The 22,616-nt window shown below is 39.8% G+C and carries 21 protein-coding genes; 3 read left to right on the top strand and 18 right to left on the bottom strand.

Annotation, left to right across the window (positions count from 1 at the left end):
- Positions 1 to 14: 14 nt before the first annotated feature.
- The 4 genes from PLZ15_07035 to aspS all read right to left on the bottom strand — a co-directional run bounded on the left by PLZ15_07035 (position 15) and on the right by aspS (position 4,300).
- Complete coding sequence (locus tag PLZ15_07035) at positions 15 to 1,355, bottom strand: type II secretion system F family protein (GenBank protein ID HOI29504.1); 1,341 nt, start codon at positions 1,353 to 1,355, stop codon at positions 15 to 17.
- A gap of 78 nt (positions 1,356 to 1,433) precedes the next feature.
- Positions 1,434 to 1,820, bottom strand: coding sequence for a hypothetical protein (locus tag PLZ15_07030; GenBank protein ID HOI29503.1), 387 nt, complete (start codon positions 1,818 to 1,820; stop codon positions 1,434 to 1,436).
- Between the two features lie 71 nt (positions 1,821 to 1,891).
- Positions 1,892 to 2,272 carry a hypothetical protein gene (locus PLZ15_07025; GenBank protein HOI29502.1) on the bottom strand — a complete coding sequence of 127 codons (381 nt, stop codon included), beginning with the start codon at positions 2,270 to 2,272 and terminating at the stop codon, positions 1,892 to 1,894.
- 261 nt (positions 2,273 to 2,533) lie between these two features.
- Complete coding sequence (aspS, locus tag PLZ15_07020) at positions 2,534 to 4,300, bottom strand: aspartate--tRNA ligase (GenBank protein ID HOI29501.1); 1,767 nt, start codon at positions 4,298 to 4,300, stop codon at positions 2,534 to 2,536.
- Between the two features lie 130 nt (positions 4,301 to 4,430).
- On the opposite strand from aspS, the gene PLZ15_07015 reads away from it, so the two are divergent.
- Positions 4,431 to 5,567, top strand: coding sequence for a 4-phosphoerythronate dehydrogenase (locus tag PLZ15_07015; protein ID HOI29500.1), 1,137 nt, complete (start codon positions 4,431 to 4,433; stop codon positions 5,565 to 5,567).
- Here PLZ15_07015 and PLZ15_07010 read toward each other — a convergent pair.
- Entirely contained in the window at positions 5,560 to 6,684 is a 1,125-nt protein-coding gene (locus tag PLZ15_07010; protein ID HOI29499.1) for a M20/M25/M40 family metallo-hydrolase, read from the bottom strand. The two genes, PLZ15_07015 and PLZ15_07010, sit on opposite strands and share 8 nt — an antisense overlap.
- 269 nt (positions 6,685 to 6,953) lie before the next feature.
- On the opposite strand from PLZ15_07010, the gene PLZ15_07005 reads away from it, so the two are divergent.
- Positions 6,954 to 7,400, top strand: a complete 447-nt coding sequence (locus PLZ15_07005) for an Lrp/AsnC family transcriptional regulator (protein ID HOI29498.1) — start codon at positions 6,954 to 6,956, stop codon at positions 7,398 to 7,400.
- A gap of 13 nt (positions 7,401 to 7,413) precedes the next feature.
- Entirely contained in the window at positions 7,414 to 8,841 is a 1,428-nt protein-coding gene (glnA, locus tag PLZ15_07000) for a type I glutamate--ammonia ligase (GenBank protein ID HOI29497.1), read from the top strand.
- A 44-nt stretch (positions 8,842 to 8,885) separates the two neighbouring features.
- On the opposite strand, the gene PLZ15_06995 is transcribed toward glnA, so the two are convergent.
- From PLZ15_06995 to htpX, 13 genes are all read right to left on the bottom strand, one after another.
- Positions 8,886 to 10,400: a T9SS type A sorting domain-containing protein gene (locus PLZ15_06995; protein ID HOI29496.1), complete on the bottom strand. Its 1,515-nt coding sequence runs from the start codon at positions 10,398 to 10,400 to the stop codon at positions 8,886 to 8,888.
- Positions 10,401 to 10,687: 287 nt separating this feature from the next.
- Positions 10,688 to 12,112, bottom strand: coding sequence for an NOL1/NOP2/sun family putative RNA methylase (locus PLZ15_06990; protein HOI29495.1), 1,425 nt, complete (start codon positions 12,110 to 12,112; stop codon positions 10,688 to 10,690).
- A gap of 1 nt (position 12,113) precedes the next feature.
- A complete protein-coding gene (locus tag PLZ15_06985; GenBank protein ID HOI29494.1) occupies positions 12,114 to 12,539 on the bottom strand; it encodes a hypothetical protein in 426 nt (141 codons plus the stop codon).
- Between the two features lie 9 nt (positions 12,540 to 12,548).
- Positions 12,549 to 13,673 carry a hypothetical protein gene (locus tag PLZ15_06980; GenBank protein ID HOI29493.1) on the bottom strand — a complete coding sequence of 375 codons (1,125 nt, stop codon included), beginning with the start codon at positions 13,671 to 13,673 and terminating at the stop codon, positions 12,549 to 12,551.
- Between the two features lie 19 nt (positions 13,674 to 13,692).
- Positions 13,693 to 14,475, bottom strand: a complete 783-nt coding sequence (gene lgt / locus PLZ15_06975) for a prolipoprotein diacylglyceryl transferase (protein ID HOI29492.1) — start codon at positions 14,473 to 14,475, stop codon at positions 13,693 to 13,695.
- Between the two features lie 91 nt (positions 14,476 to 14,566).
- Positions 14,567 to 15,226: a heme exporter protein CcmB gene (locus PLZ15_06970; protein HOI29491.1), complete on the bottom strand. Its 660-nt coding sequence runs from the start codon at positions 15,224 to 15,226 to the stop codon at positions 14,567 to 14,569.
- A gap of 66 nt (positions 15,227 to 15,292) precedes the next feature.
- On the bottom strand, positions 15,293 to 15,934 hold the full coding sequence (locus PLZ15_06965; protein ID HOI29490.1) for an ABC transporter ATP-binding protein: 642 nt from the start codon (positions 15,932 to 15,934) through the stop codon (positions 15,293 to 15,295).
- Positions 15,927 to 17,567, bottom strand: coding sequence for a hypothetical protein (locus tag PLZ15_06960; GenBank protein ID HOI29489.1), 1,641 nt, complete (start codon positions 17,565 to 17,567; stop codon positions 15,927 to 15,929). The genes PLZ15_06965 and PLZ15_06960 overlap by 8 nt, the downstream gene beginning before the upstream one ends.
- Positions 17,564 to 19,711 carry a VCBS repeat-containing protein gene (locus PLZ15_06955; GenBank protein ID HOI29488.1) on the bottom strand — a complete coding sequence of 716 codons (2,148 nt, stop codon included), beginning with the start codon at positions 19,709 to 19,711 and terminating at the stop codon, positions 17,564 to 17,566. The genes PLZ15_06960 and PLZ15_06955 overlap by 4 nt, the downstream gene beginning before the upstream one ends.
- The gene (locus PLZ15_06950) at positions 19,638 to 20,126 is read right to left on the bottom strand and encodes an acyl-CoA thioesterase (protein ID HOI29487.1); all 489 of its coding nucleotides are present in this window, start codon (positions 20,124 to 20,126) and stop codon (positions 19,638 to 19,640) included. Before PLZ15_06950 ends, PLZ15_06955 begins: the two co-directional genes overlap by 74 nt.
- Positions 20,123 to 20,875, bottom strand: coding sequence for an outer membrane protein assembly factor BamD (gene bamD / locus PLZ15_06945; protein HOI29486.1), 753 nt, complete (start codon positions 20,873 to 20,875; stop codon positions 20,123 to 20,125). Before bamD ends, PLZ15_06950 begins: the two co-directional genes overlap by 4 nt.
- A gap of 99 nt (positions 20,876 to 20,974) precedes the next feature.
- Positions 20,975 to 21,565 carry a hypothetical protein gene (locus PLZ15_06940; GenBank protein HOI29485.1) on the bottom strand — a complete coding sequence of 197 codons (591 nt, stop codon included), beginning with the start codon at positions 21,563 to 21,565 and terminating at the stop codon, positions 20,975 to 20,977.
- Positions 21,566 to 21,679: 114 nt separating this feature from the next.
- A complete protein-coding gene (gene htpX / locus PLZ15_06935; GenBank protein ID HOI29484.1) occupies positions 21,680 to 22,537 on the bottom strand; it encodes a zinc metalloprotease HtpX in 858 nt (285 codons plus the stop codon).
- Between the last annotated feature and the right edge of the window lie 79 nt (positions 22,538 to 22,616).

The raw sequence follows: 22,616 nt of genomic DNA, 5'->3' as shown, positions 1-22,616 counted from the left end.
TTCCTTATGTTTTTTTACATCACCGGTGATTTCGGACTAATAGTAGCTGTCTCCGCCGATATTAGTGTCAATGCGATCATTACTATCATAATCACCATTGCAATTCCAACCTGAATTAATTCAATTACGTTTTTAAGTCTGAATACAGTTTCGCTTTCGTAGTAATTTGCAAGCTGAAGCGCAGTATTCTTGATTGTACCCGTCTCTTCTCCGGAATGGAATCTTGAAAGAGCCGTTTCTGTAAAAACATCGCTCGCCTGGAAAGCTTCGGTAATTCCAATTCCTTTTTTAATCATAAGCGGGATTGCAACTGTTTTAATCTGATTTTCAAAATAGGCATTGCCGGTTGCTTCGGCTGCTATACGTATCGGTTCAATACTTTCAGCCGATCCGCTGTAAAGAGTATAGAATACACGGCAGAAAACTTCAATTGTTGTTTTATGTATAAGCGAGCCCATTATCGGTATCTTGAACATAAACCTGTCTAATAAAAGTTTTCCCTTTTTTGTCTTTGCAAACTGCCAGATGCCGATAACAGGTATAAACATTCCAATTGTAATTAATAGCATATTACCCATCAGGAAATCGCTAATTTGAAGAGTCGCTGCAGTTAAAGGGGGCAGATCAATTTTAAATTTGACAAACAGTTTTGCCGTTTCCGGGAAAATGTAACCGATATAAAATATGACGGCAAGAAAGAGAACAAATAAAGTAACAAGAGGAGTAATGAGCGCGCTTCTCAGATTTTTCTTAAACTCCTGCTGTCTTTCCAAAAATTTTGCGGTTGCTTTATAAATTTCTGACATATTACCGCTCTTAGATGCAAGTCCCAACATATAAGCTGTAAACTTTCCAAAAATTCCCTGATACCTTAAAAAGGTTGCTTCGCTATCGGCTCCTTTTTTCAATTCATTGTTAATCTGTTTTAAAGTCTCCTTCAGGGTTTTGTTCTCAATATCATTAATAAGGAGGGTTAAAATTTCACTGTACGGCAATTTCTGATCCAGAAGTTCTGCGCTTATTTTAACAAAAGAAACAATGTCCTGCTGAGGCGGCTTAAAATTAAAATCGAGTAGCTTCTTGTTGACCGATAAAACTTCATAGCCAAGTTTACGGAGTGCATTTGAGACTTCCTCTTTAGAGTAAGCTCTTTGTTCGCCGATAATCGGTTTTTCTTTACCACGTCTTATTTTATAGAGGTACGAGCTTTTCTTTTCAATCGAATTGATTTTAAGCTGGTGTTTTTCGGCAAGCTTATGAATCTTTTTTTTTGCTTCTTTATAGGTAGGTTCGCTCAAGTTGCCGGAAATCGCCTGTCCATTAATTTTTTGCGCGTTGAATCGAACTTCAATCATGTTAATCGTCCTTAACTAAAAAAGAAGGCGGTTAAATTGATTTAACCGCCTCCAATTTAAGAAAATTCAAACAAAAAATTAATTATCTATGACAGTTGATTCGATTCGATTCGGACCAACCACCATTGTTGCCTGAACCGGACCGGAACCGTCATTACCGGTTTCATTACCGATACCTACTAGTGTTACCGACTGAGCAGCTACAGTTGCAGCATAGGTTCCATTACCAGTTGTATCGAGCGTGCCGGGAACTGTCCAGCCAGTAAATGTATTACCGCCGCCGCCGAGAGCTTCCGGTTTTCTGTAGAACTGCTGTGCTAAAGATGCAAGGTTTGTCATATCTGCAATAACTGCATCTCTGTTAGCCTGCGTACTGCTGGCTGTGAAAACATTAATACCAACTACAACAGCGATACCAACAATGATAACGCCCAATACGATTAAGAGAAGTTGTTGCTGACCCATAATTTACTCCTGTTATTTAGTTGCTAATGAATTAATTAGTTACAATAAAAGAATATTTCTGTTTTGATATATCAATAAACTATTACTGTCCTATATGAAGTAGGTCTTACAGTTAATTCAACCTGTATTGAATCATTATTTGTAACTACTTCATTTCCAATGCCAACCAGAACAACACTATCCGCAAAAACTGTTGCGGTAAAATGTCCGTTGGCTGTAACTTTAAGTTCATCTGGGACGCGCCAGTCGGTAAATGATCTTGATCCGCCGCCAAGTGAAAGAGGTTTCATATAGTATTGTTGAGCTAAGGATGCAAGATTGACAAGTTCATTGGTTACATTACTTCGTTTGGCTTCGATGGCATTAGCGCGGAAGAGATTTATTCCCACAAAAATTGCAACACCCACAATCAGAATTCCCAATAAGATTAATAGAAGTTGCTGTTGTCCCACTTAAAATTCCTCAATAATTGTTTTCAAGTAAAAATTTCCGATTAATCAAATCAAACTCAACTTAACATCCTGATCTTCACTTAAACAAATATCAAACCAATTGGGAAAGTGGAAAATTTTTCATCTTACGGAAAGGAATATAGCAAAGGAAAGACTTAATCCAAAGAAATATTTTAAAGAAATTAATAATAATGAGGCATTTCAGGTAATTGTTACCTGTAACCGGAAGGGTAGGACAGAACTCCTACCCAATAGAATTTATTATTTTATTCGAATATGCAGTTCGGTAAGTTGAGCTTCATCGACGTGCGAGGGGGAATCGTCCATTAATGAAAGTCCACTGGATGTTTTAGGAAACGCAATAACATCTCGGATTGATGATTTACCGGCAAACAACATAACAAGCCGATCAAACCCGAATGCAATACCACCGTGAGGCGGGGCTCCATATTTGAACGCGTTCATTAAAAATCCGAATTTCTCTTTTGCCTCTTCCTCACCGATTCCAAGAGCTTTGAACATTAATGCCTGAAGTCCCGAATCATGAATTCTTATACTTCCTCCGGCAACTTCGTTACCGTTAAGAACCAGGTCGTATGCGCGTGCTTTTACTTTACCGGGTTCTGCTTCCATAAAAGGAATATCTTCAATTCTTGGAGAAGTGAACGGATGATGCATTGCATAGTAACGCTTTGTCTCATCATCCCACTCGAACAATGGGAATTCTGTTACCCAGATCAAAGCCGGTTTTGAATCCGCAAGTATAAGATTCATTCTCTTTGCCATCTCGAGGCGGAGATTACCCATCACGGATAATGTCTTAAGTCTCTGACCTGTAAGAATAAACAAGAGATCCCCGGGTTCGGCATTCATTTGAGCGATCAGATTTTTCTTCTCGTCATCAGTCAAAAATTTTGCGATCGGAGCGTCGAGATCATTTTCTTTTACACGCATCCATATAAGTCCGCCCGCACCAAGCTTTTTAACATAGTCGGTAAGAACGTCGAGTTGATTTCTGGTATAATCTCCGCAACCCTTGGCGAGCAATCCGGTAATTATTCCGTTTTGAGAGATAGAATCTTTGAACACACGGAATTCCGATTTTTCAAAAACATTATTCAGGGTAACCATTTCGAGACCGAATCGAAGATCCGGTTTATCGCTTCCGTATTTTTCCATTGCTTCGTCAAAACTGAGTCTGGGTATCGGTGTTTCCAGATTGTAGTTCCAGATCTCTTTGAAGAATATCTTCATTAATCCTTCAACTACTTCAAAAATGTCTTCAACGTCTACGAAGGACATTTCAACGTCGATCTGAGTAAACTCGGGCTGACGGTCGGCTCTCATATCCTCATCGCGGAAACATTTAACAATCTGGAAGTAACGGTCGAATCCCGAAACCATAAGTATCTGCTTATAGGTCTGCGGAGACTGAGGCAACGCATAAAACTTTCCTTTATGAAGCCGGCTCGGCACTAAAAAGTCGCGCGCACCTTCCGGTGTGCTTTTCATAAGCACAGGAGTTTCAATTTCAACAAATCCATTGGAATCGAAATATTTTCTGGTAATCTGGTACATTCTATGACGCAGAAGCAGATTCTTCTGAACCTCTCCTCTCCTCAGATCCAGATATCGATATTTAAGTCGAAGATCCTCACTGGCATCAACATTATTGTCAATCGGAAACGGGGGGGTCTCGGCCTGATTCAGAATAATCAGCTTATCTACCATTACATCAATTTGTCCTGTCGGGAGATCCGGATTATCGGTTCCTACCGGACGTTTGCGGACTTTTCCTTCAACCGAAATTACAAATTCAGATCTTAGTTTTTTTGCAAGTTCGTGAGAGGCAGGGTTATAAGAAGGTTCAAAAACGATTTGTGTAATTCCAAAACGATCTCTCAGCTCAATAAAGATTACTCCTCCGAGGTCTCTTCTGTTGGCAACCCATCCGTTAAGGACAACACTTTCCTGAATATTTACTTCGCGCAAGTCGCCGCATGTATGTGTTCTTCTATTGAATTTCATTGAATAAACTTTACTCCTTTTTCAAAGTCAGGCGCAAAAATAAACATTTAATAAAGTGATTACAAATTGAAGCAAGTTGACTAAGTTTAACGCCATTGAGTTATATTTGCAAATCAGAATCGGGAAGACAATGAACATTTTAGCAGACGAGAATATTCCGCAGGTAAAAGAGGCTTTTTCAAATTTCGGTGAAGTCCGGCTTTCGCACGGCCGTCATATAACCGGTGAGATGCTGAGAGATACCGATGTTTTAATTGTCCGTTCCATAACGGATGTAAACAGGAATTTACTGGATGGAAGTAATATTAAGTTTGTGGGGACGGCAACAATCGGAACGGATCATATCGACAAAGAGTATTTAAGATCCAGGGTTATTTATTTTGCTGATGCAGCAGGTTGTAATTCGTATTCGGTTGCCGAATACGTAATTAGGGCTGTTGCAAAAATTTTTACGGAAGAGAAGAAAAGTTTTGTTGGAAAAACTTTTGGTATAGTCGGTTACGGAAATATCGGGACAAAAGTGGCAGTATTTGCCCGTGCGCTCGGATTCGAGACTGTAATCAACGATCCGCCTCTTGAGAGGAAACTCGGGAAAGAGAATTTCCGGAGCCTGTCCGATGCACTTCAATGCGATGTTGTAACTTTCCACGTCCCGCTCAACAAGAGCGGAATTGATAAAACTGTTCACCTATTGAATGAAAAGAATATCGCGGAGATAAAATCAGGAGCTCTTTTAATAAACACTTCGCGCGGACCTGTGATTAAGAATTCCGTTCTGAAAAAAAGACTTCTCGAAAACCGGAATATCAGGACAGTCCTCGACGTCTGGGAAAACGAACCGGTTATAGACACAGAACTGCTCGGCCTTGTTGATATTGCTTCGGCGCATATTGCCGGTTACTCGCTCGAAGGAAAACTGAACGGAACGCTATTCATCTATAATAAATTCTGCGGGTTTATGAATTGCAAACCGGAATGGAAACCCGACTATCCTCAAATAGAGGAACCGGAAATTGCTCCAGATAAAATTGATGGTCTTGAAGAGTTGATTGATGAGATTACCGGAAAGGTATATGATATTTCACTGGATACGGAACTGATAAAAAAAATAATTGCGATTAATCCCGAAGAGCGGGGCAGGCAGTTCGATCAGCTAAGAAAAACTTACAGGATAAGACGCGAATTCAATAATTACTCGGTAAAGTCGAAAGATTTGAATAACACAATGGCTAATGTCCTTACAACGCTCAGGTTCCGGCTTACTTAAGGTAGAGCATTTTCCTGGAGATTGTATAATTACCCGAGTACATTGAATAGAAATAGAGACCGCTGGACAATCCGCCCCTTACATCCGACGCATCGAAGTTTACGCTGTATGAAGCCGGCGGTTTTACTTCATCTACGAGTACCGCTAATTCCCTTCCGATAAGATCATGGACAACAATCTTTACCGGCATTTCTTTATCAATTGAATAATTGATTACCGTGGTTGAATTAAACGGGTTGGGATAATTCTGAGATAAACTATATGAAGAAGGCAACGGAGAATGAACATATGTAGGATTCTGAACACCGGCATAAAGCGCTACTGTGCCGATAGCAACTTTCGAACACTTTTCGAAATAGGATTTATTTATGTATTCAATTCTATCATTAGCCGTATGATAATATGGATGAAAATCTCTTGAACCATTTGTCGCATCATAATCTTCTATTAATAGTACAGCCGGATAATTGTTATACCAAAACGATGCGTGATCACTCGCAGTTGTTGCTTGATTTGCAACTAAAAGATTTAATCCAATATTATAATTAGTATTCACTTCCTGAAGCTTTTGAACAATTTCGTAGGAGGTGCTGTAGTTTTGAAAATGAATTTCTGCAATATTATCGTTATTGCCATCCCACCCGATCATATCCATATTAATAACGGCAATAATTTTATCGTTCCTCAACCGAGCCTGTTGTGCATAATAATAACTACCCTGAAGTCCAAGTTCTTCGTTATCCCACAGCGCATAAATAATTGTGTAATCAGTCGGATACTTCGAGAGAATTCTCGCCGCTTCAAGGACTGCCGAGGTTCCGCTTCCGTTGTCATCCGCGCCAGGTGCAATGTAAGATCGGGGCATGCTATCGAAGTGGGCACAAATAATAATCTGTTGTTCAGGATACTTAACTCCGTGCTGAATTGCATAAATGTTTCCAATCCCGTTGTCGTGATTCTGCTGATAAGTTTCGAGTCCGTAAGCTTCGAGACGTTGTTTTAAATATTCTTCCGCGATGAGATTTGTATATTCGTATGCGTGCCGCGATAGGATTTGAAAAGTGCCGCTGGGAACCGTTACCTCTTTTGCGCCCGTCAGGTATTCCAGGTTTTCCATTAAACGGCCGGAATCGACTTGGTTGATAATTGATGATATTAATGGATTTGCCTGCGGCCGGATGATCCCCGAAAATAAGAACAGGATTACCGCAACGGCGTAATTTACCCTCTGTAACAAAAGCCCTCCAAATCTTGAATACTAATCTAAAAAAGAAACCGGTTACGGCAATGCAATAAAAGAAGAACTTTTTTTATTTGTTTATTATTTCTATATACCTTATTTTTTCAGTCAATTAAATATAATTACCTAAATAATTAAGAAAATATATGCTGGATAGCTTAGATTTAATTATACTGAAAAAGCTGCAGGAAAACGGAAGGACTAAGCGGAATGAACTTGCCGACGCTGCTGGCCTCTCACTTCCCTCGCTGAGCGAACGGCTCAGAAAGCTGGAAGAGAACGGAATTATCGAGGGATATTACACAAAGCTCGACCGTCACAAATTCAACCTCGATATAATGGCTTTCATAGTTGTGATAATGGACTCCTCAAAGAATTACGAAAAGCTGACCGATCACGTAAAAAAAACTCCCGAGATACTTGAATGCCACGCTATACTCGGCGAAGGCTCGCATATTATGAAAGCGCTGGTTAAGGATACAAAATCTCTCGAACAGCTTTTAAGTAAGATACAATCCTGGCCGGGTGTAAACCGGACCGTTACAAATTTTGTACTTTCAACAATTAAAGAGACCACAAACATTAACATATAACTCAGGAGAAACTATGGGTAAATCTGCATCAAAGATTCAGGAAATTCTCTCATACATTAAGAGTAACAAAATTCAGTTCGTCGATTTCAAGTTCATGGACTTCCCGGGACAGTGGCAGCACTTTACCGTTCCGGCAGGAGAATTGAAAGCCGATTCATTTGAAGACGGATTCGGGTTCGACGGATCTTCAATCCGCGGATGGAAAAGCATTCACGAAAGCGATATGCTTCTCATTCCGGATTCCGAAACTATGTTTTTCGATCCGTTCATCGAAGCACCTACAGTATCATTAATATGCGATGTATACGAACCGGCAACCAGAGAAAAGTACGACCGCTGTCCTCGCAACATCGCGCAGAAAGCAGAAGCATATCTGAAATCAACCGGGCTGGCAGATACATCCTATTTCGGTCCCGAGGCAGAGTTCTTCGTATTCGATGATGTCCGTTTCGATTCCGGACCTAATTTTTCATTCTACACAGTCGATTCAATTGAAGGTAAATGGAATTCCGGCCGCGAGGAGAATCCGAACCTCGGATATAAACCCCGTTTTAAAGAAGGATATTTCCCGGTTCCCCCGACAGACCAACTGATGGATCTCCGTAATGAAATGGTTATGAACCTTATCAATATGGGAATTGAGATAGAAGCCCAGCATCACGAGGTTGCAAGCGGCGGACAGTGTGAGATCGATATGAAGTTTAAACCGCTTCTTCGCGCGGCTGACCAATTGCTGATGTTTAAATATGTAATTAAAAACACGGCAAAGAAGCGCGGCAAAACCGTTACGTATATGCCCAAGCCGATCTTCGGTGATAACGGAAGCGGAATGCATGTTCATACAAGTTTGTGGTTGAAAGGCAAACCTCTCTTTGCAGGGGGCGGATATGCAGGACTGAGCGATATGGCGCTCTACTTTATCGGCGGATTATTAAAACATGCACCTTCGCTACTCGCTTTTACAAATCCAATTACAAATTCCTATAAGCGGCTTGTACCCGGATTCGAAGCACCCGTGAATCTCGCTTACTCTCAAAGAAACCGGAGCGCTTCCATAAGAATTCCGATGTATTCAAATTCTCCAAAGTCTAAGAGAGTGGAATTCCGCTGCCCGGATCCTGCTGCCAATCCGTATCTCGCGTTTTCGGCAATTATGATGGCGGGTCTGGATGGAATTATGAACCGTATCGATCCGGGTGAACCGCTCGAAAAGGATATCTACGATATGTCCCCCGAAGAACTGAAGGATGTTCCGTCAACACCCGAATCGCTAGCCCAGGCATTGAAAGCACTTGCCGAAGATCATGAGTACCTGCTTAAAGGGAATGTGTTTACAGAGGATGTTATCCGTGCGTGGATAAATTATAAAGTTGAAAAAGAGATCAAGCCGATGGCGTTGAGGCCTCATCCCTACGAATTCGAAATGTACTTTGATGTATAATAACCTGTTTAAATATAAGAGCGGCTCTATGCGAGCCGCTTTTTTCATTTAATAATTATCATCTTCCTTGTTTGGGAAAAACTTTCGGTTTGCAGCCGATATAAATAGATACCGCTTGAAAGTTCTCCTGATTCAAATTCAATCTCGTAATTGCCCGGTTCAATTCTCCCGTTTATTAATGTTGCAATCTCCCTTCCGAGAAAATCGTATATTTTTAATGACGCTGTTTGAGTAACAGGGATCGATACTCTAATCACCGTCGAAGGATTGAACGGATTAGGATAATTCTGCGACAATCGGAATTGAGCAGGTATAACATCCTGCTTTTCATCCAGGCCGGTAATTGTAACTGTTCCTTTCGAGAAATAGACTCCATCGTTGCTGCTTCTATTATCAGACCAGACAGAATAAATCATATCGTTTGCATCCACAAAGAGAGATGGATTTTTGGAATCCGCGTTTGTGCTGTTTACAAATGAAGTTTTAGGGAATGAAACTCCGCCATCAATGGATTTGGTACAGAAGATGCCGTTCTTATCCCCGGAATAATTAGGATATGCAATATAAATCTCGCCTTTACTGCTAACATTCATGGACGGGGATCCGAATCCGTTGGAAGCGATTTCATATTCCGTACTGAAAGTTGATCCGCCGTCGGTAGATTTTTTAAAGTAGATTTTCCGGTTGCTTCCGTTATTATCGTCCTCCTCTCTCCAGACGACATAAAGATTCGAACCGTAAGCCGAAATGCTTGGAGCTGTCCGTTTTTTATCAACACTGCCAGATACGCTGTTTACCATTTTGTTCTGGCCGAAACTTACACCGTTATTTGTAGATTTCGCATAGTATATATCAGTACCGCTTCCGCCTCTTCTGCCATCATTCCATATACAGAATATATTACCCTGTGCATCAACGGATATCGAATTAGGTGAATCAAATTTAACCGAGTTGCTTCCGATTACTGCATCTGTAACTTCATAGGGAGTTTCGAAATTCGCCCCTCCATTTGTAGATCTTGCAAAGAAGAGACCCGTTTTATTATCGGCTTTCGGTCTGAAGAAACAGACATAAACATTGTCGCCATTAACAGCTATCTGAGAAATGAAACCGTCGGATGAAATCGTAACAGGAGAGCTGAACGTTGCTGCCTGATCGGTTGATCTGGAAAAATAAACGCCTGTCAGATTATCATTAACAACTCCGCTCCATACAGTGAAAAGAGTGCCGGAATTATTAGCTGCCATGGCACCGAACAGATGCGGATCATTTCCTCCAATCTTAATCCCGTTACCAAAGCTTGTCCCTCCGTCCGTTGATTTTGATATATAAGAAGAAAATGTAGTATTAAGATCCTGCCATAAGACATAGACATTATTGCCGTTTACAACAATAGAATTTCCCCCATCTGTATTCTGATCACCCTGGGTCAAATGATTGATTTTAAGATTTGAAGAAAAACCCTGACCGGCAATAGAAATTTGGAAAAGGAATAATAGTACAATCGGGTAAATAGAAAGTCTGGCAATGCAATTTTTAAGAAGAATATCAGAACTCATTTTGCCCTCCTAAATAAGGTTTCTAAATTATTCGATACCTCTTACAAGAGTAGATTTTTACTTAATTAAAAAATTTATCTGTCGAACTGCAGTATCTACTTTAACACATAATTTTTATTTAGGAGAGAAATTTTTTTGATTCCGTACTTATGGTAAATAATTCGACCTGGAATAGCAACAGTTTATTAAGGAAATCATCCGGTCAGTATCATTTCAAAAAAGATAATAAGTCACAGATTTTGCGATTATAATTTTTTGAATAAGAAGCGGATGGTTTTAAGCAGTAACTACTTGATAATAATTTCCTGTGTTCGTAAAGCCCGCGGGAACTGACTCTTCAATCCGTCTTTGGATAATGAAGCTGTGCCGATAATCATGTTATCCCATTTAACAATTTTCTGTCCCGTCGTTCCAAATTCTCTCTTTATCGTTCCACCGTTAAGATAAATTTCCAGGTCTTTAATATCATTAAACTCAACTACGTTTCTGGTGAAATTAATTCCAAAAGTTTGAGCAGCTAGAGTATGAAGTTGAATAAACTGCTTTTTATCAATCAGTCCGAGTTTAGAACCGACGCGAATAAATATTTCCGGATTTTCTATTTCCAGTCCTTCATCCGCAAAATAAATATCACCGTTTTTAATCAGGAATTTGTATTGTTCAAAGTGTTTGCTCTCAATTCCGAAATATTCGCAAAGAAGATCAAGCAATTTTCTTATCTGAAGATTCCGGGAGTTCACAAAACTATTTTTCTTCCTGTTAATAATCTCGGATGATTTTTCTATCTCTCCAATTTTTCGAAGTTTAGCTACAAAAAATCCTTCCGAGCCGATCTCCCACGGTACAATCCTTCGTGCTTTACTTATCGACTTATCAAGAGTCTGATCCTTGTAATAAGTAAAAGCTTCGCGGCTTTTTACAGGCAGTTCTATATCCAAAAGTTCTACCGGATACTTCTTCAGTATTTTATCCAGAACCAGTTCATTCTCTTCGAGAGCAAGGGTGCAGGTTGAATAGAGAATTTCACCTCCGACTTTGCACGACTTTATCGCGCTCAAGAGAAGTTTAAATTGTATTTCCGCAAGTCCGGATGCTTTTTTCTCATTCCACCAGCCGCTCACTTCATTTTTCTTCTGAAGTATTCCTAATGCGCTGCAGGGTGCGTCCACGAGAATTTTATCAAAATAATTCTGATATATTTTACTAAGCAGCTCCCCTTTCCCCTGAAGTACGCCGACATTAACAAGATTCATTTTATCGATGTTGAAAACGAGGCTTTTTAATCTCTCCAGCGAAATTTCATTTGCAATCAGGGTACCCCTGTTGCCCATCATGTCGGCAAGCTGGGTGGTTTTAGAACCGGGTGCGGCGCACAGATCGAGAACTTTATCACCGGGTGCAGGATTCAGGACTAACGCGGGGATCATTGAAGAGAGACTCTGGATATAGTAAGCGCCTAAAATAAAATCGAGCGTCTTACCGGCAACAGACTGCCCGCCAGTTATTATAAAAGCATTAGCGACGTTTTTTACAGGTTCAAGCTGAACATTGTATCCGCTCAGTCGCTCAAGAATTTTATCCCGGGATAATTTAGATGAAAAACGGAGATATGTATTATGACCGCTGTTAATAAATTCGAGATAATTTTTAAGATAGTCTGTTCCGAAATGAGTAGTGATGTAGGAACTGATATTATCACCGAGATGAATCACCTTAGGTTCTGGTAAGATTTAATGAACTGAAAATCTGCGAAGAGATTATTTTAAATCCTTTCGTCTTCTGGAAGATCTGCTTAAAATCTTTTTCCATCTCTTTCAGGAATCCGTCGAGGTATCTTTCGTAGTCGCGCACCGCTTCATATGTCTGAAGCTGATCTGCTGGAATCTTAACCAGGGCAGGTTTAACCCTGTTTGCGTAATAGACATATTTTGCCCGGAACATATCGTCCGTGGAGTAGAAAGTATCGCCTGCCTCATCTGAAAGCTGATAGCTTCCGAATAAAGGCGGATTTAGAAAAAGAATTTTCCCGGGAAGAGATATCTCCTCGTACTTATCGGAATGAACAAAATCATCCGGAAAGTTCTTAAGCTCCGCCTTAATCTTTTCAATCCACTTCTGGGAGAATTCTTTTTCTGTCATAGTATTAAATTATTTTTCGGGTTCTTCAACCCAGTCAGCAATAAAAATGTTTGTGTCCCTTGAGGGTTTTCTTTCTGCATTTCTGTTTGAACAGAAGACGAGCTTTTTACCGTCGTAAGAGAACATCGGGAAAGCATCGAATATTCCCGAGTTGGTTATTTGTTTTAACCCGGTTCCGTCAATATTAATCATAAAGATATCGAAGCGTCTGCCGCCTTCGTTGAGTGAATGATGATTTGAACAGAAGAGCACTTTTTTGCCATCCGGGTGGAAAAAAGGCGCCCAGTTTGCTCCGGGTAATTCTGTAACCTGTCGTGCATTTTTACCATCAATATCAGCGACAAAAATATTAAGCTCTTTCGGTTCTACTAAACCCTCGGCAAGAAGTTTTTTATAATTTTCTGCATCTTCGCCTTCAGGTCTGCTCGCACGCCAGACAATATATTTAGAATCGCGTGAGAAGAAAGCGCCGCCGTCGTAACCAAGTTCATTGGTTAACTGCAAATACTCTTTGGTTTGAATATCATAACGCCATAATTCCAGATCGCCGGAACGTGTGGAAGTAAAAATAATATATCGTCCGTCAGGTGATACAGTAGCTTCAGCATCATAACTTTCACCGCCGATAAGTAATTCGGGATTAGAACCATCAGCATTAGCAACATAAACATCATACGAATTATAAATCGGCCAGACATACCTTCCGCCGGAGAACATAACGGTTTCCGGGCATTTGGCATCGGCTTCGTGTGTAGAAGCGTAAATTATTCTTCCGTCACTTAAAAAATAGCTGCACGTAGTTCGTCCTTTTCCGGTTGAAGCGAGCTGATATTTATTTCCGCCGGTAAGATCGGACCCATCGGCATTCATTATGAAAATCTGATCGCAGCCTTGCGGATTTATCTTATCCCAGTCGCTCTGAAAGACCAGCAGTTTATCATCAAAACTCCAGTACGCCTCGGCATTGTTTCCGCCGAAAGTAAGCTGACGGATATTTCTAATGTGAACTTCCCCTTCATAACGCAATGTGTCTTTTGAAGGATCGTAAGATTCGGATTTGATACAGCCGGTAAATGAATATGAGATAGTAATTATTAGAACCGCGATAAGGAAGATGTATATTTTTCTAATCATTAATTAAGTCGCTTTCCATTTATAGTTTTAAAATCTTTTTGTCCTTATGAAAGACAAGATAAACTCCCAGAATTATGAAAGGGATACTGAGCAGCTGACCCATATTTAAAAGCCAGCCCTTTTCAAAATAAGTCTGATCTTCTTTTACAAATTCAACCAGGAACCGGAATGCAAAAACTGAAATGAGGAACCATCCGAGAAGCAGTCCGTTTTTAAATATTCCCGATTTTTTGAAATAGTAAAAGAGGAGGAAAAAGAAAATTGCAAGGTATGCAAGCGCTTCATAAAACTGGGCAGGATGACGCGGCACACCATCTACTGCAGGAAAAACAAATGCCCAGGGCAGGTCGGTTGGTTTACCGATAATTTCCGAATTGAACAGATTTCCCATTCTGATAAAAAATCCGCCCAGCGCTACAGTTATTACAATTCTGTCGAGTATCCAGAGGTATGAGAATTCTTTGTGCTTTCTTACAAAAATGTATATTGCCAGCAGAATACCAAGTGCTGCGCCATGACTTGCCAAACCTCCCTTCCACACCTGCAGAATTTCGAGCGGGTTGGCGAGATAATAGGCAGGATTGTAGAAAAAACAGTGACCCAGGCGTGCACCGAGGACGGTTCCAAGAATCATATACCAGATCAGATCATTCAAAATAGCATCCGGTCGGGATTCTTTTTTGAATATCACATAAAAAATCTGATAACCGATTATAAATGAAAACGCAAATAAAAGACCATACCAGCGGATTACGAAGGGGCCTATAGAAAAAATGTCCGGACTGACATCCCAATAGATCACAGGCAACCTGAATTTTTTGAATAATTAACTAAACCCTGGCTAAATTTAGTAATTGAAGGGGTATTTAACAACGGCCAAAATCAGTAAAAAATCACTCTTTCCAGATAAAATCGAATAAAAGATAGGAAGCCGTAAGCATTATTACATCATAGCAGACAAGAACGAGGATCTCAACAAGAGAATCGTTCAATGAATTTCCATCCATCGAAAATTTTGTAAGCTCAAGAAGTGTGAGAATCAACGGAAGAAGAATTGGAAAGGAAAGGACCGGGTAGAGAGTTCCTTTGGAAGAGGCCTTCGAAATAATGGCCGCGATTATTGTAGAAGAAATTGCGATACCAATATTCCCAAGAAAAAAAGTGACGGCAAAAAGTAAAAAGTTCTTAATAATAAAAGATTCGAAAAGAATCAGAAAGAGGAATGTTATTGCAAAATTCATAAGGAAAACAAGCAGCAGGTTGAAAATCAATTTACCTGAAAAAATTGTTGATGGGGATGCGATCAAATGAAGAGTCATGGTTGTGCCCCGCTCCTCCTCGGAAATGAACGCACGTGATAATCCGGACATTGCAGAGAAAAAGATTACCACCCATAGAAGACCGCCGGTAAGGTATGAAGTTATTTTTTCGCTGCCTATCGAGAACATTATTACACTGATGGTCACAAGTATAAACATAGCAAGGGCATTAATCGCATAACGTGTTCGAAGTTCCGATTGCCAGTCTTTCTTGAATAGTGAATATGATTTCATCTAAGTTTTCCTTTGCGATCTCTGCGTGAAATTCTTTAAAGATTAACACGCAGAGAACGCAGAGTCCTATCTTTTATTCCGTTTATAATTCTCTATATTAATTGTCTCTTTACACAACTGCAAATCTGAATCTTCATTCGAAGCAATTATAACGATATTCGATTTAGCTTCTTCTTTTATTAATTCATAAACTTTTTCTTTACCGTCGTTGTCAAGATTGGAAGTCGGTTCATCCAGAATTATCAACTGCGGATTATGGAGTAGCGCAAAAATAAATTTCAGACGCTGCTTCATTCCGGAAGAATAACCACGTACAAGATCCCCCCGTCTTTCATAAAGATTCAGTTTGCTGAGCAGAAAACCGGAGCGCTCCCTGTCAAATTTAATCCCCCTTATATTTGCAAAGTGAACGAGGTTTTCTTCTGCCGTGAATTCATCATAAAGAAACAGGTACGGGGAAACAAAACCGATATAATTGTGGAGATTTTCGGGCTCAATTATTTTTCCGCCCGATTCGTGAATTACTTTACCGCGGGTTGGAGAGATGATATTCGACAATATCTTTACAAGTGTCGATTTTCCAGATCCATTCGGACCCGATATACCGTAAATAGTTCCGGCTTCGAAAGAGAAATTCAAATCGTTAAAGACGAGCCGTCTTCCGAAATATTTTACAAGATTTTCGAGTGTTACTTTATAATCAGTCATTATAGACTACAAACTTTCCCTTTTTTATAATATCGCCGCTTTTTACAATGTAAATATAAACACCGGTCTTTAATTTGCTTCCATTATTGTTTTTGGGATTCCACAAAAGAACTTTTTTATCGGAAGCGATTATCCTCTCCTCACCGCTGAAAACAAGATCCATATCCGGTGAATAGACGTTGAGAAAAGCGTATGCGTCATCAGAATTCCCCGCAGGGAAATAAATAAACGAATCCTTCGAATACCTGAACGGCTGCGGAAAAGCATAATCGATTTCTGTTGTTGAAATGAAATCAATTGGTGAATTATTAAAAATATTTATCTCGGAGAGGAGAAATAAATTGTCGCTTTCAAGATTTGTAAAGTAGCCGTCCCGTATTTTTCTATAACCGGAGCCTGCCTGATTCGACAAACTGTATTTAAAGGAGAGCGATTTAGTAATATCATTTACTCCGTTTGCTAAATCGGAATTGGCAATTATTGCATAAAACGTATCGGCAGCCGAGGAATTATCGTAGAACATAAGGTAATTGAGTGAAACCGGATTTGAAGCAATATTAACTTCTGATACCGGTTTGGAGAACGGCATAACCATAAATGGATTAATCCGCGGATAGTTTTGAGCTTCTTCAAAATATTTACCGGGCACCGCTCTGCTTCCGGTAAAATAGAGCCACTGACCAAAGAGGCAAAATTCATTTTTAAACATTGAACCAGCTTCTGCTATAGCATCTGCAATAGCATTCAGAGCCCTCTTATCTTTCATCAGTTCCCATGTTCTTTTCAGAATTCCGAAACCGAATCTCTCTTTGAGGAAAATATTCCAGACGGCCAGATCGTATCCGTCAGTAATCCAGGCTCTTCCAAAAGATCTTTGAGGATTATAAGTATAAGAATGAATATAAAAGTAGTAATCATTGATCGAATCGAAAACAAATTCCTCCATTGCCGTGGAAGAAAGCTCATTAAAGAAACTATCTGAAGAACGGTAAATGAAATTTCCGGAATGAATTGCATGGTGCATTTCGTGGGCAACTGTAACCCTGGCTCCATCAATTCCTTTTGTAAACACGGAAGAGAAATCGTTATCTATCACCATAAAACTTGTCCATCTTCCGTTTCCCAATTCCGATTCCAGTTCAGTATAACCGTAAACACCGGTTCCGGGATTTCCGACTATATAAATATCGTAAAGATCATCTCCTCCGGCACCTGAATCCGTAGGCGGGGCAGGATACCCGAGTTTAAGCACCTGAAAATTGTATGAGGAATCAATTGCCTTTGCAAGATCGTTTAAGCTGTATACCGGCGATTCAAATCCGCTCTTCCTAAAATGAATTCTGAATTTGCCGGAAGGAGTTACAAAACTTGTATCCGAACCGGGACGGTTTAAAAATCCGGCGAGCACTTCTTTCTGTTTTTGAGTGAATTTGTTGAAGTTGATTTTAACATCGTTAACTATTCCGAATCCGCATTTAACAGGAATCTTATCAACTGCTGTTTGATGCCGGTCCTTTTCAGTAAGAGGAACAGTCTTAATTCTAATGAATTCATTGTAAAGCGAATCCAGGTTCTGAGCTTTCAAAGCAACTGCTGCTATTAATATGAGTATTAATCCGGAAAATTTTATCATTTAATCTGTTCTATTTTTATAAGGTTGTCGGAACTATCGGTGTAAATAAAAAATTCATTTCTATTATTTAATTTATCGACAATATAACTATTGATAGTCTTTGATTCAAAAACATCCCGCGAGCTTAAATCCTGGCTCTGAATATTTATGTTTACCCTTCTTACCTTTCCTTTCCTGCGGTCGTAAAGAAAGAGGCTATTCTGTTCGTCATCATCAAGGTAGATCATCGAACCGGGTTCGGGGTTAAAATCGTCCAGTTTAATTCTACCGCTCCATCTTAAAGTGAATAGGCTGAGTTCGGTGTTATTTTCAAGACTAATAAAAGCGGCGACAGTATTTTCTGTTCGGATTCTGTCGTTAAAACTTTTTACTTCCAAAAGAGGATTAAAATCTTCCGGAATTCTCCTGTTTGCAAGGATTTCCTTACCAATTACTTTTCTATTATAAACTGATTTAAGCAAAGAAAGTTTTTCTTTTTCCCTATTGAAATGAAAAATTTCTTTATACAAATTAAAAGAAAGAGCGGCATTCATAACATCCTCAGCAACCTGATCCACACCGGCGCTCAAATATCTGAAATCCCTGAATTCAAATTGTTCTATAAAGAGTTTTCGATCTTTGCCTGATAAGAGAAAAATAGTCTGCCTGTCTTTTACCCGGTCGCTTGTAATCTTAAGATCGTATATCGGCCCGTTTGCGTAAAAAAATCTTTTGGAGAATTCCAGTTTAGGGTAACCTATTCGAAGCAATTCAATAAGTTTTTCACCCTCGGAATAGAAATAAAATGTTTTGTGATCTTTGCTGATCTCATCAACGACTACATTTTTATAATCCTGTGCAACCGGAATTGAGAAATATGTATCGTAAAGTCTTTTCCTGGATTCCAAAAAGTTTATTTTCAGATCATCCTTATCGACAAAGAAAATTCCTTTACTCTTGTAAACAGGAAGATCGTAAGTTCCGATAATTGACGGATTTAGTCCCAGTGCAATTGAAACATTGCCAGATTCAGTAATCCGTTCCAGCTGATAAATTCTACCCTCTGAGTTAAGCACTGCCAGTTTTCTTCCGTCCCGATCGATATAACCGGATAGATCCACAAGGCCTTTCTTCTGGAAGTATGTAACGTACGGGAAGAATTCCTCTGAACTTTTTGCATAGGAAATGAAAAGTTTTCCTGATTCAATATTTATGTAAGCAACATCGTTGAACCCGTCGCCGTTAAAATCAAGTATGGTATACCGGTCCGGTGGCAAAGGTGTGTTTAATACAATTCTCTTTTCGAATGATGAAACTGAATCGCCAAGCAGCACTTCGAAACCGTATTTGGTTGTAAATACCAGATCATTAAAACCATTGCTGTTAAAATCCGCCACGCTGAATTGTTTTAGTTCGCTCTGTAATCCGATTGACCGGGAAGGGCGGAAGTTACCCGACCTGTCGTTGTAAAAAAGAATTAATGAATTCCTGAGCAGGTTTAATGCTACAATATCCTGGTAGCCGTCGTAATCGAGATCAAAAAACCTTGAACAGGAATAGATCTGCTCGTTGTCAATTAAGGTTTCAGTTAATTTATTTCTTTCTTCTTTTAATAATGATAATCCTTTAAAACTGCTTCCGGAGACCAGCATCTGGGATTTTCCGTTTTTATCCGGAGCATCTAAATCCATGCTTGAAGGATACGATTCATATTTTTTCTTCAATTGGAACGAAGGAATACCGGAGCGATTGATAATTACAAATCCGGCTTCTCTTTCCTTTCTTGAAATGAAAGCAAATTTTCTGCCCCTTCCCTGTTCCGGTCCCGCTGGGATAAGATCGTAAAATGAAACCGATGTAAACCTACCGCCTGGAGAGGAAAATATATTTTTATTCCGGGTTTGAATCGAGAATTTTTTAGTAACCTGATCCGAGAGGATAAAATCGCGCCATCCGTCGGAATTTATATCGATCGGAAAAATTCTAGTTTGATTTTTTGAAGTCGTAAACTCCTGATATCCGCAGAAACCGTTCAGGGGAATTTGCGCGGACAATTCTGAGGTTACAAGAAATATTAATAAGAATGAAATGCTAAATATTCGGCCTGCTTTCAAGACGGGCTTTTCTTCTATTGAGTGCATCTTCAAACCGGCGTTTCTCTTCATCTGATTCCGGTACAATTTCGAATGTATCAACTGGTTTTCCATTTTCATCAACACTTACAAAAGTCAAATATGCAGAATTTGAGTGAATTTTTTTTCCTTCTACATACGACTCGGTAAAAACTTTAACCCCGACCTCCATAGAAGTTTTGAAGGCTCTATTAACCGAGGCGATCAAAGTTACAACATTTCCAAGTTTAATTGGATGATGAAAGTCAATCCTGTCTACCGACGCTGTAACACAAACGCGCTGCGAGTGTTTTGCCGAAGCAAGAGCGGCGCATATATCGATCCAGTGCATTAACTGTCCGCCCAGAAGATTACCAAGCTGATTTGTATGGTTGGGCAGTACAAGCTCGGTCATAGTAACAACCGATTCGCTTACAAACTTACTTCTTTTTTTCTGAGCTGTACTCATTTATTCGTCAATCCTGATTCAATGCTTTGTAGTTCTCCTGCATTCGGGTGATCGGGATACCGGCTCAGAAAGAGGGCTATATCGGCAAGCGCTTCGTTATTCATCCCTTTCTTAACTTCGATCTTTATCTTGTTGTATAACGCGACCGGCGCATACTTTGTATCGTGAAACGATTCTGTTACATAAGTATAATATTTCAAAGCGGCGTATTCATATTCCATTTTCTCATAAATCAATCCGCTCTGGTATTCCTTTTCCGCGAGACGTTCATTCATCTCTTTTATTTTCATTTCAGCCTGTTCAACTTTTGGACTGGCCGGGAAGAAATCAATGAATGCCTGAAACTCCTCGATTGCTTTTTTCGTATATGCCTGATCGAGGGGATAACCCGGAGCCAACTGGTAATAGGACTCGCCCAGCATAAACTGTGCGTCGGGTACGAAAGGGCTAGCAGGCGTATTACGAATCAGTTTGCTGAATTCATACGCGGCAAGGAGAAACTGTTCCCGGTTGAAATATGTCATGCCAAGATAATACTGCGCATCATCATTTACAGAGCTGCCGGGGTACTGAAGCAGTATATTCTGAAACTCTACGATTGCCACTTCATAATCTTCGTCGTTAAATAATTCCATCACATATTTAAAATAATCTTCCGGTGTCATTTGAGATGTATCAACAGAAGAAGAACATGCCGCAATTAATAATGCAATAAAAGTTAAAGAAAGGTACTTTATTTGATTTCTCAAAAACTGCTCCCAATTAAAAATTCGAGTTGTAAAAATAAGTAAAAATGAATAGCCGTGAAATACTGCTATCATCATATCGGGGAAATTTCAACGAAATATTCATTTACTTCTGACTGTAAAAAATAAAATAATTGTAACGATTAAAGTACCGACCACGATAATTGGTTCCAGAAGGTTGGAAAAAAGGGGAATTTCCGGGATTGTCCCCCTTGTGAAAGGTATCGATTGGTCCTCAATTTCCGCAATCCGGCCCAATTCTACACTATCAATTAAAGATTCATTCAGCCGAATCGAGACGACACCATCCGGTCCTGTAAAAAGGGCAATTCCTTCAAAAATTACATTCCTTTTAACCATCAGCTCACCGAAAAAACCATCCTTAAAAGGTTCGGTGTATTCAACTTTTATGTTATGAATCGAATATTCAAGTGTGGCATTACTTCCGGATCCATCGAACTTATACCCGGACTTTAATAGATTATCTGCGACTTTAGATTTAAGGAAATTATATGAATCGGATGATGTATAGGAAAAATTTGAAATTTTTTCCCTGTTAACAACAAATGAATCGATTTTAGAAATTGAGTTTGAAATTAATTGATAAGCAATATCAAGATTGGTCTTTTGTTGGAGAAGGACCGGCGAATTACTGATGATAAGCAGAAAGAAAACTAAGAATATTCTTTTCAAAAAATTCCATCGTCAATTTGTTATGGCTCAAATTATAGAATCAATTATGGAATATCAAACGAAAGATGATTAAAAGAAATCCGCCGCCCGGTACATGGACGGCGGATAAAAAGATTACCTTCGACCCGCAGCAATTTCCTTCAAACGTTCTATTCTTTCCTCAATCGGAGGATGAGTTGAAAAGAGTTTCATCATAGAACGGGCGCTGAGCGGATTGACAATAAACATATGAGCGGAAGATGCGCCTGCATGAGCCATCGGCAGCATTTCATTAGCCTGGTTCAGTTTGCTCAAGGCATTAGCAAGTCCCATCGGTTTACCGGATATTTTAGCTCCGCCTTCATCGGCCATATATTCCCTCGATCTTGAAATAGCCATCTGGATCAATACAGCCGCAATAGGGGCGACAATTAGAAGAGCTAATTCGTAGAAAATATTTCCGCCACGGTCGTTGTCGTCTCTGCTGCTGCCGCCGAACATAGCGGCATAACCGGCCATACGGGCAAGAAATGTAATAGTGCCTACAAGAGTTGCGGCAATAGTGCCGACAAGAATATCCCTGTTGCGTATGTGCGAGAGCTCATGAGCTATAACGCCTTCGAGTTCCTCCCTGTTAAGAATTTTCATAATACCTGTTGTGACGGCAACAGCTCCGTTCTGAGGATTCCTTCCGGTTGCAAATGCGTTAGGCGTAGGGTTCTCCATAATATATACTTTAGGCATCGGGAGTTCGGCCCTGGATGCAAGTTTTTCAACCATATCATATAATTGAGGCTGATCTTCACGGGTTACCTGCCGGGCACGGTACATACTAAGAACGATTTTGTCCGAAAACCAGTAAGCCCCGAAATTCATTACAAGTGAAATCACAAATGCCATCATAAGACCCTGCTGACCGCCGAGTACGCTACCTACAATAAGGAAGAGTACCATCATAATTGTCATAAGAATAACGGTTTTAAATCCGTTCATTTTCACTCCTTCTTTTTTCCGTTTCAAATTTATCTAAACTTTGACAAATGTAACAGAAACGGGATGATAAATGTTCCTC

The sequence above is a fragment of the Melioribacteraceae bacterium genome (assembly GCA_035362835.1).
In the GTDB taxonomy this organism is placed as follows: domain Bacteria; phylum Bacteroidota; class Ignavibacteria; order Ignavibacteriales; family Melioribacteraceae; genus DSXH01.
Note: the sequence above shows the minus strand (reverse complement) of the source record. Positions and strands in the feature narration are given on the sequence as shown.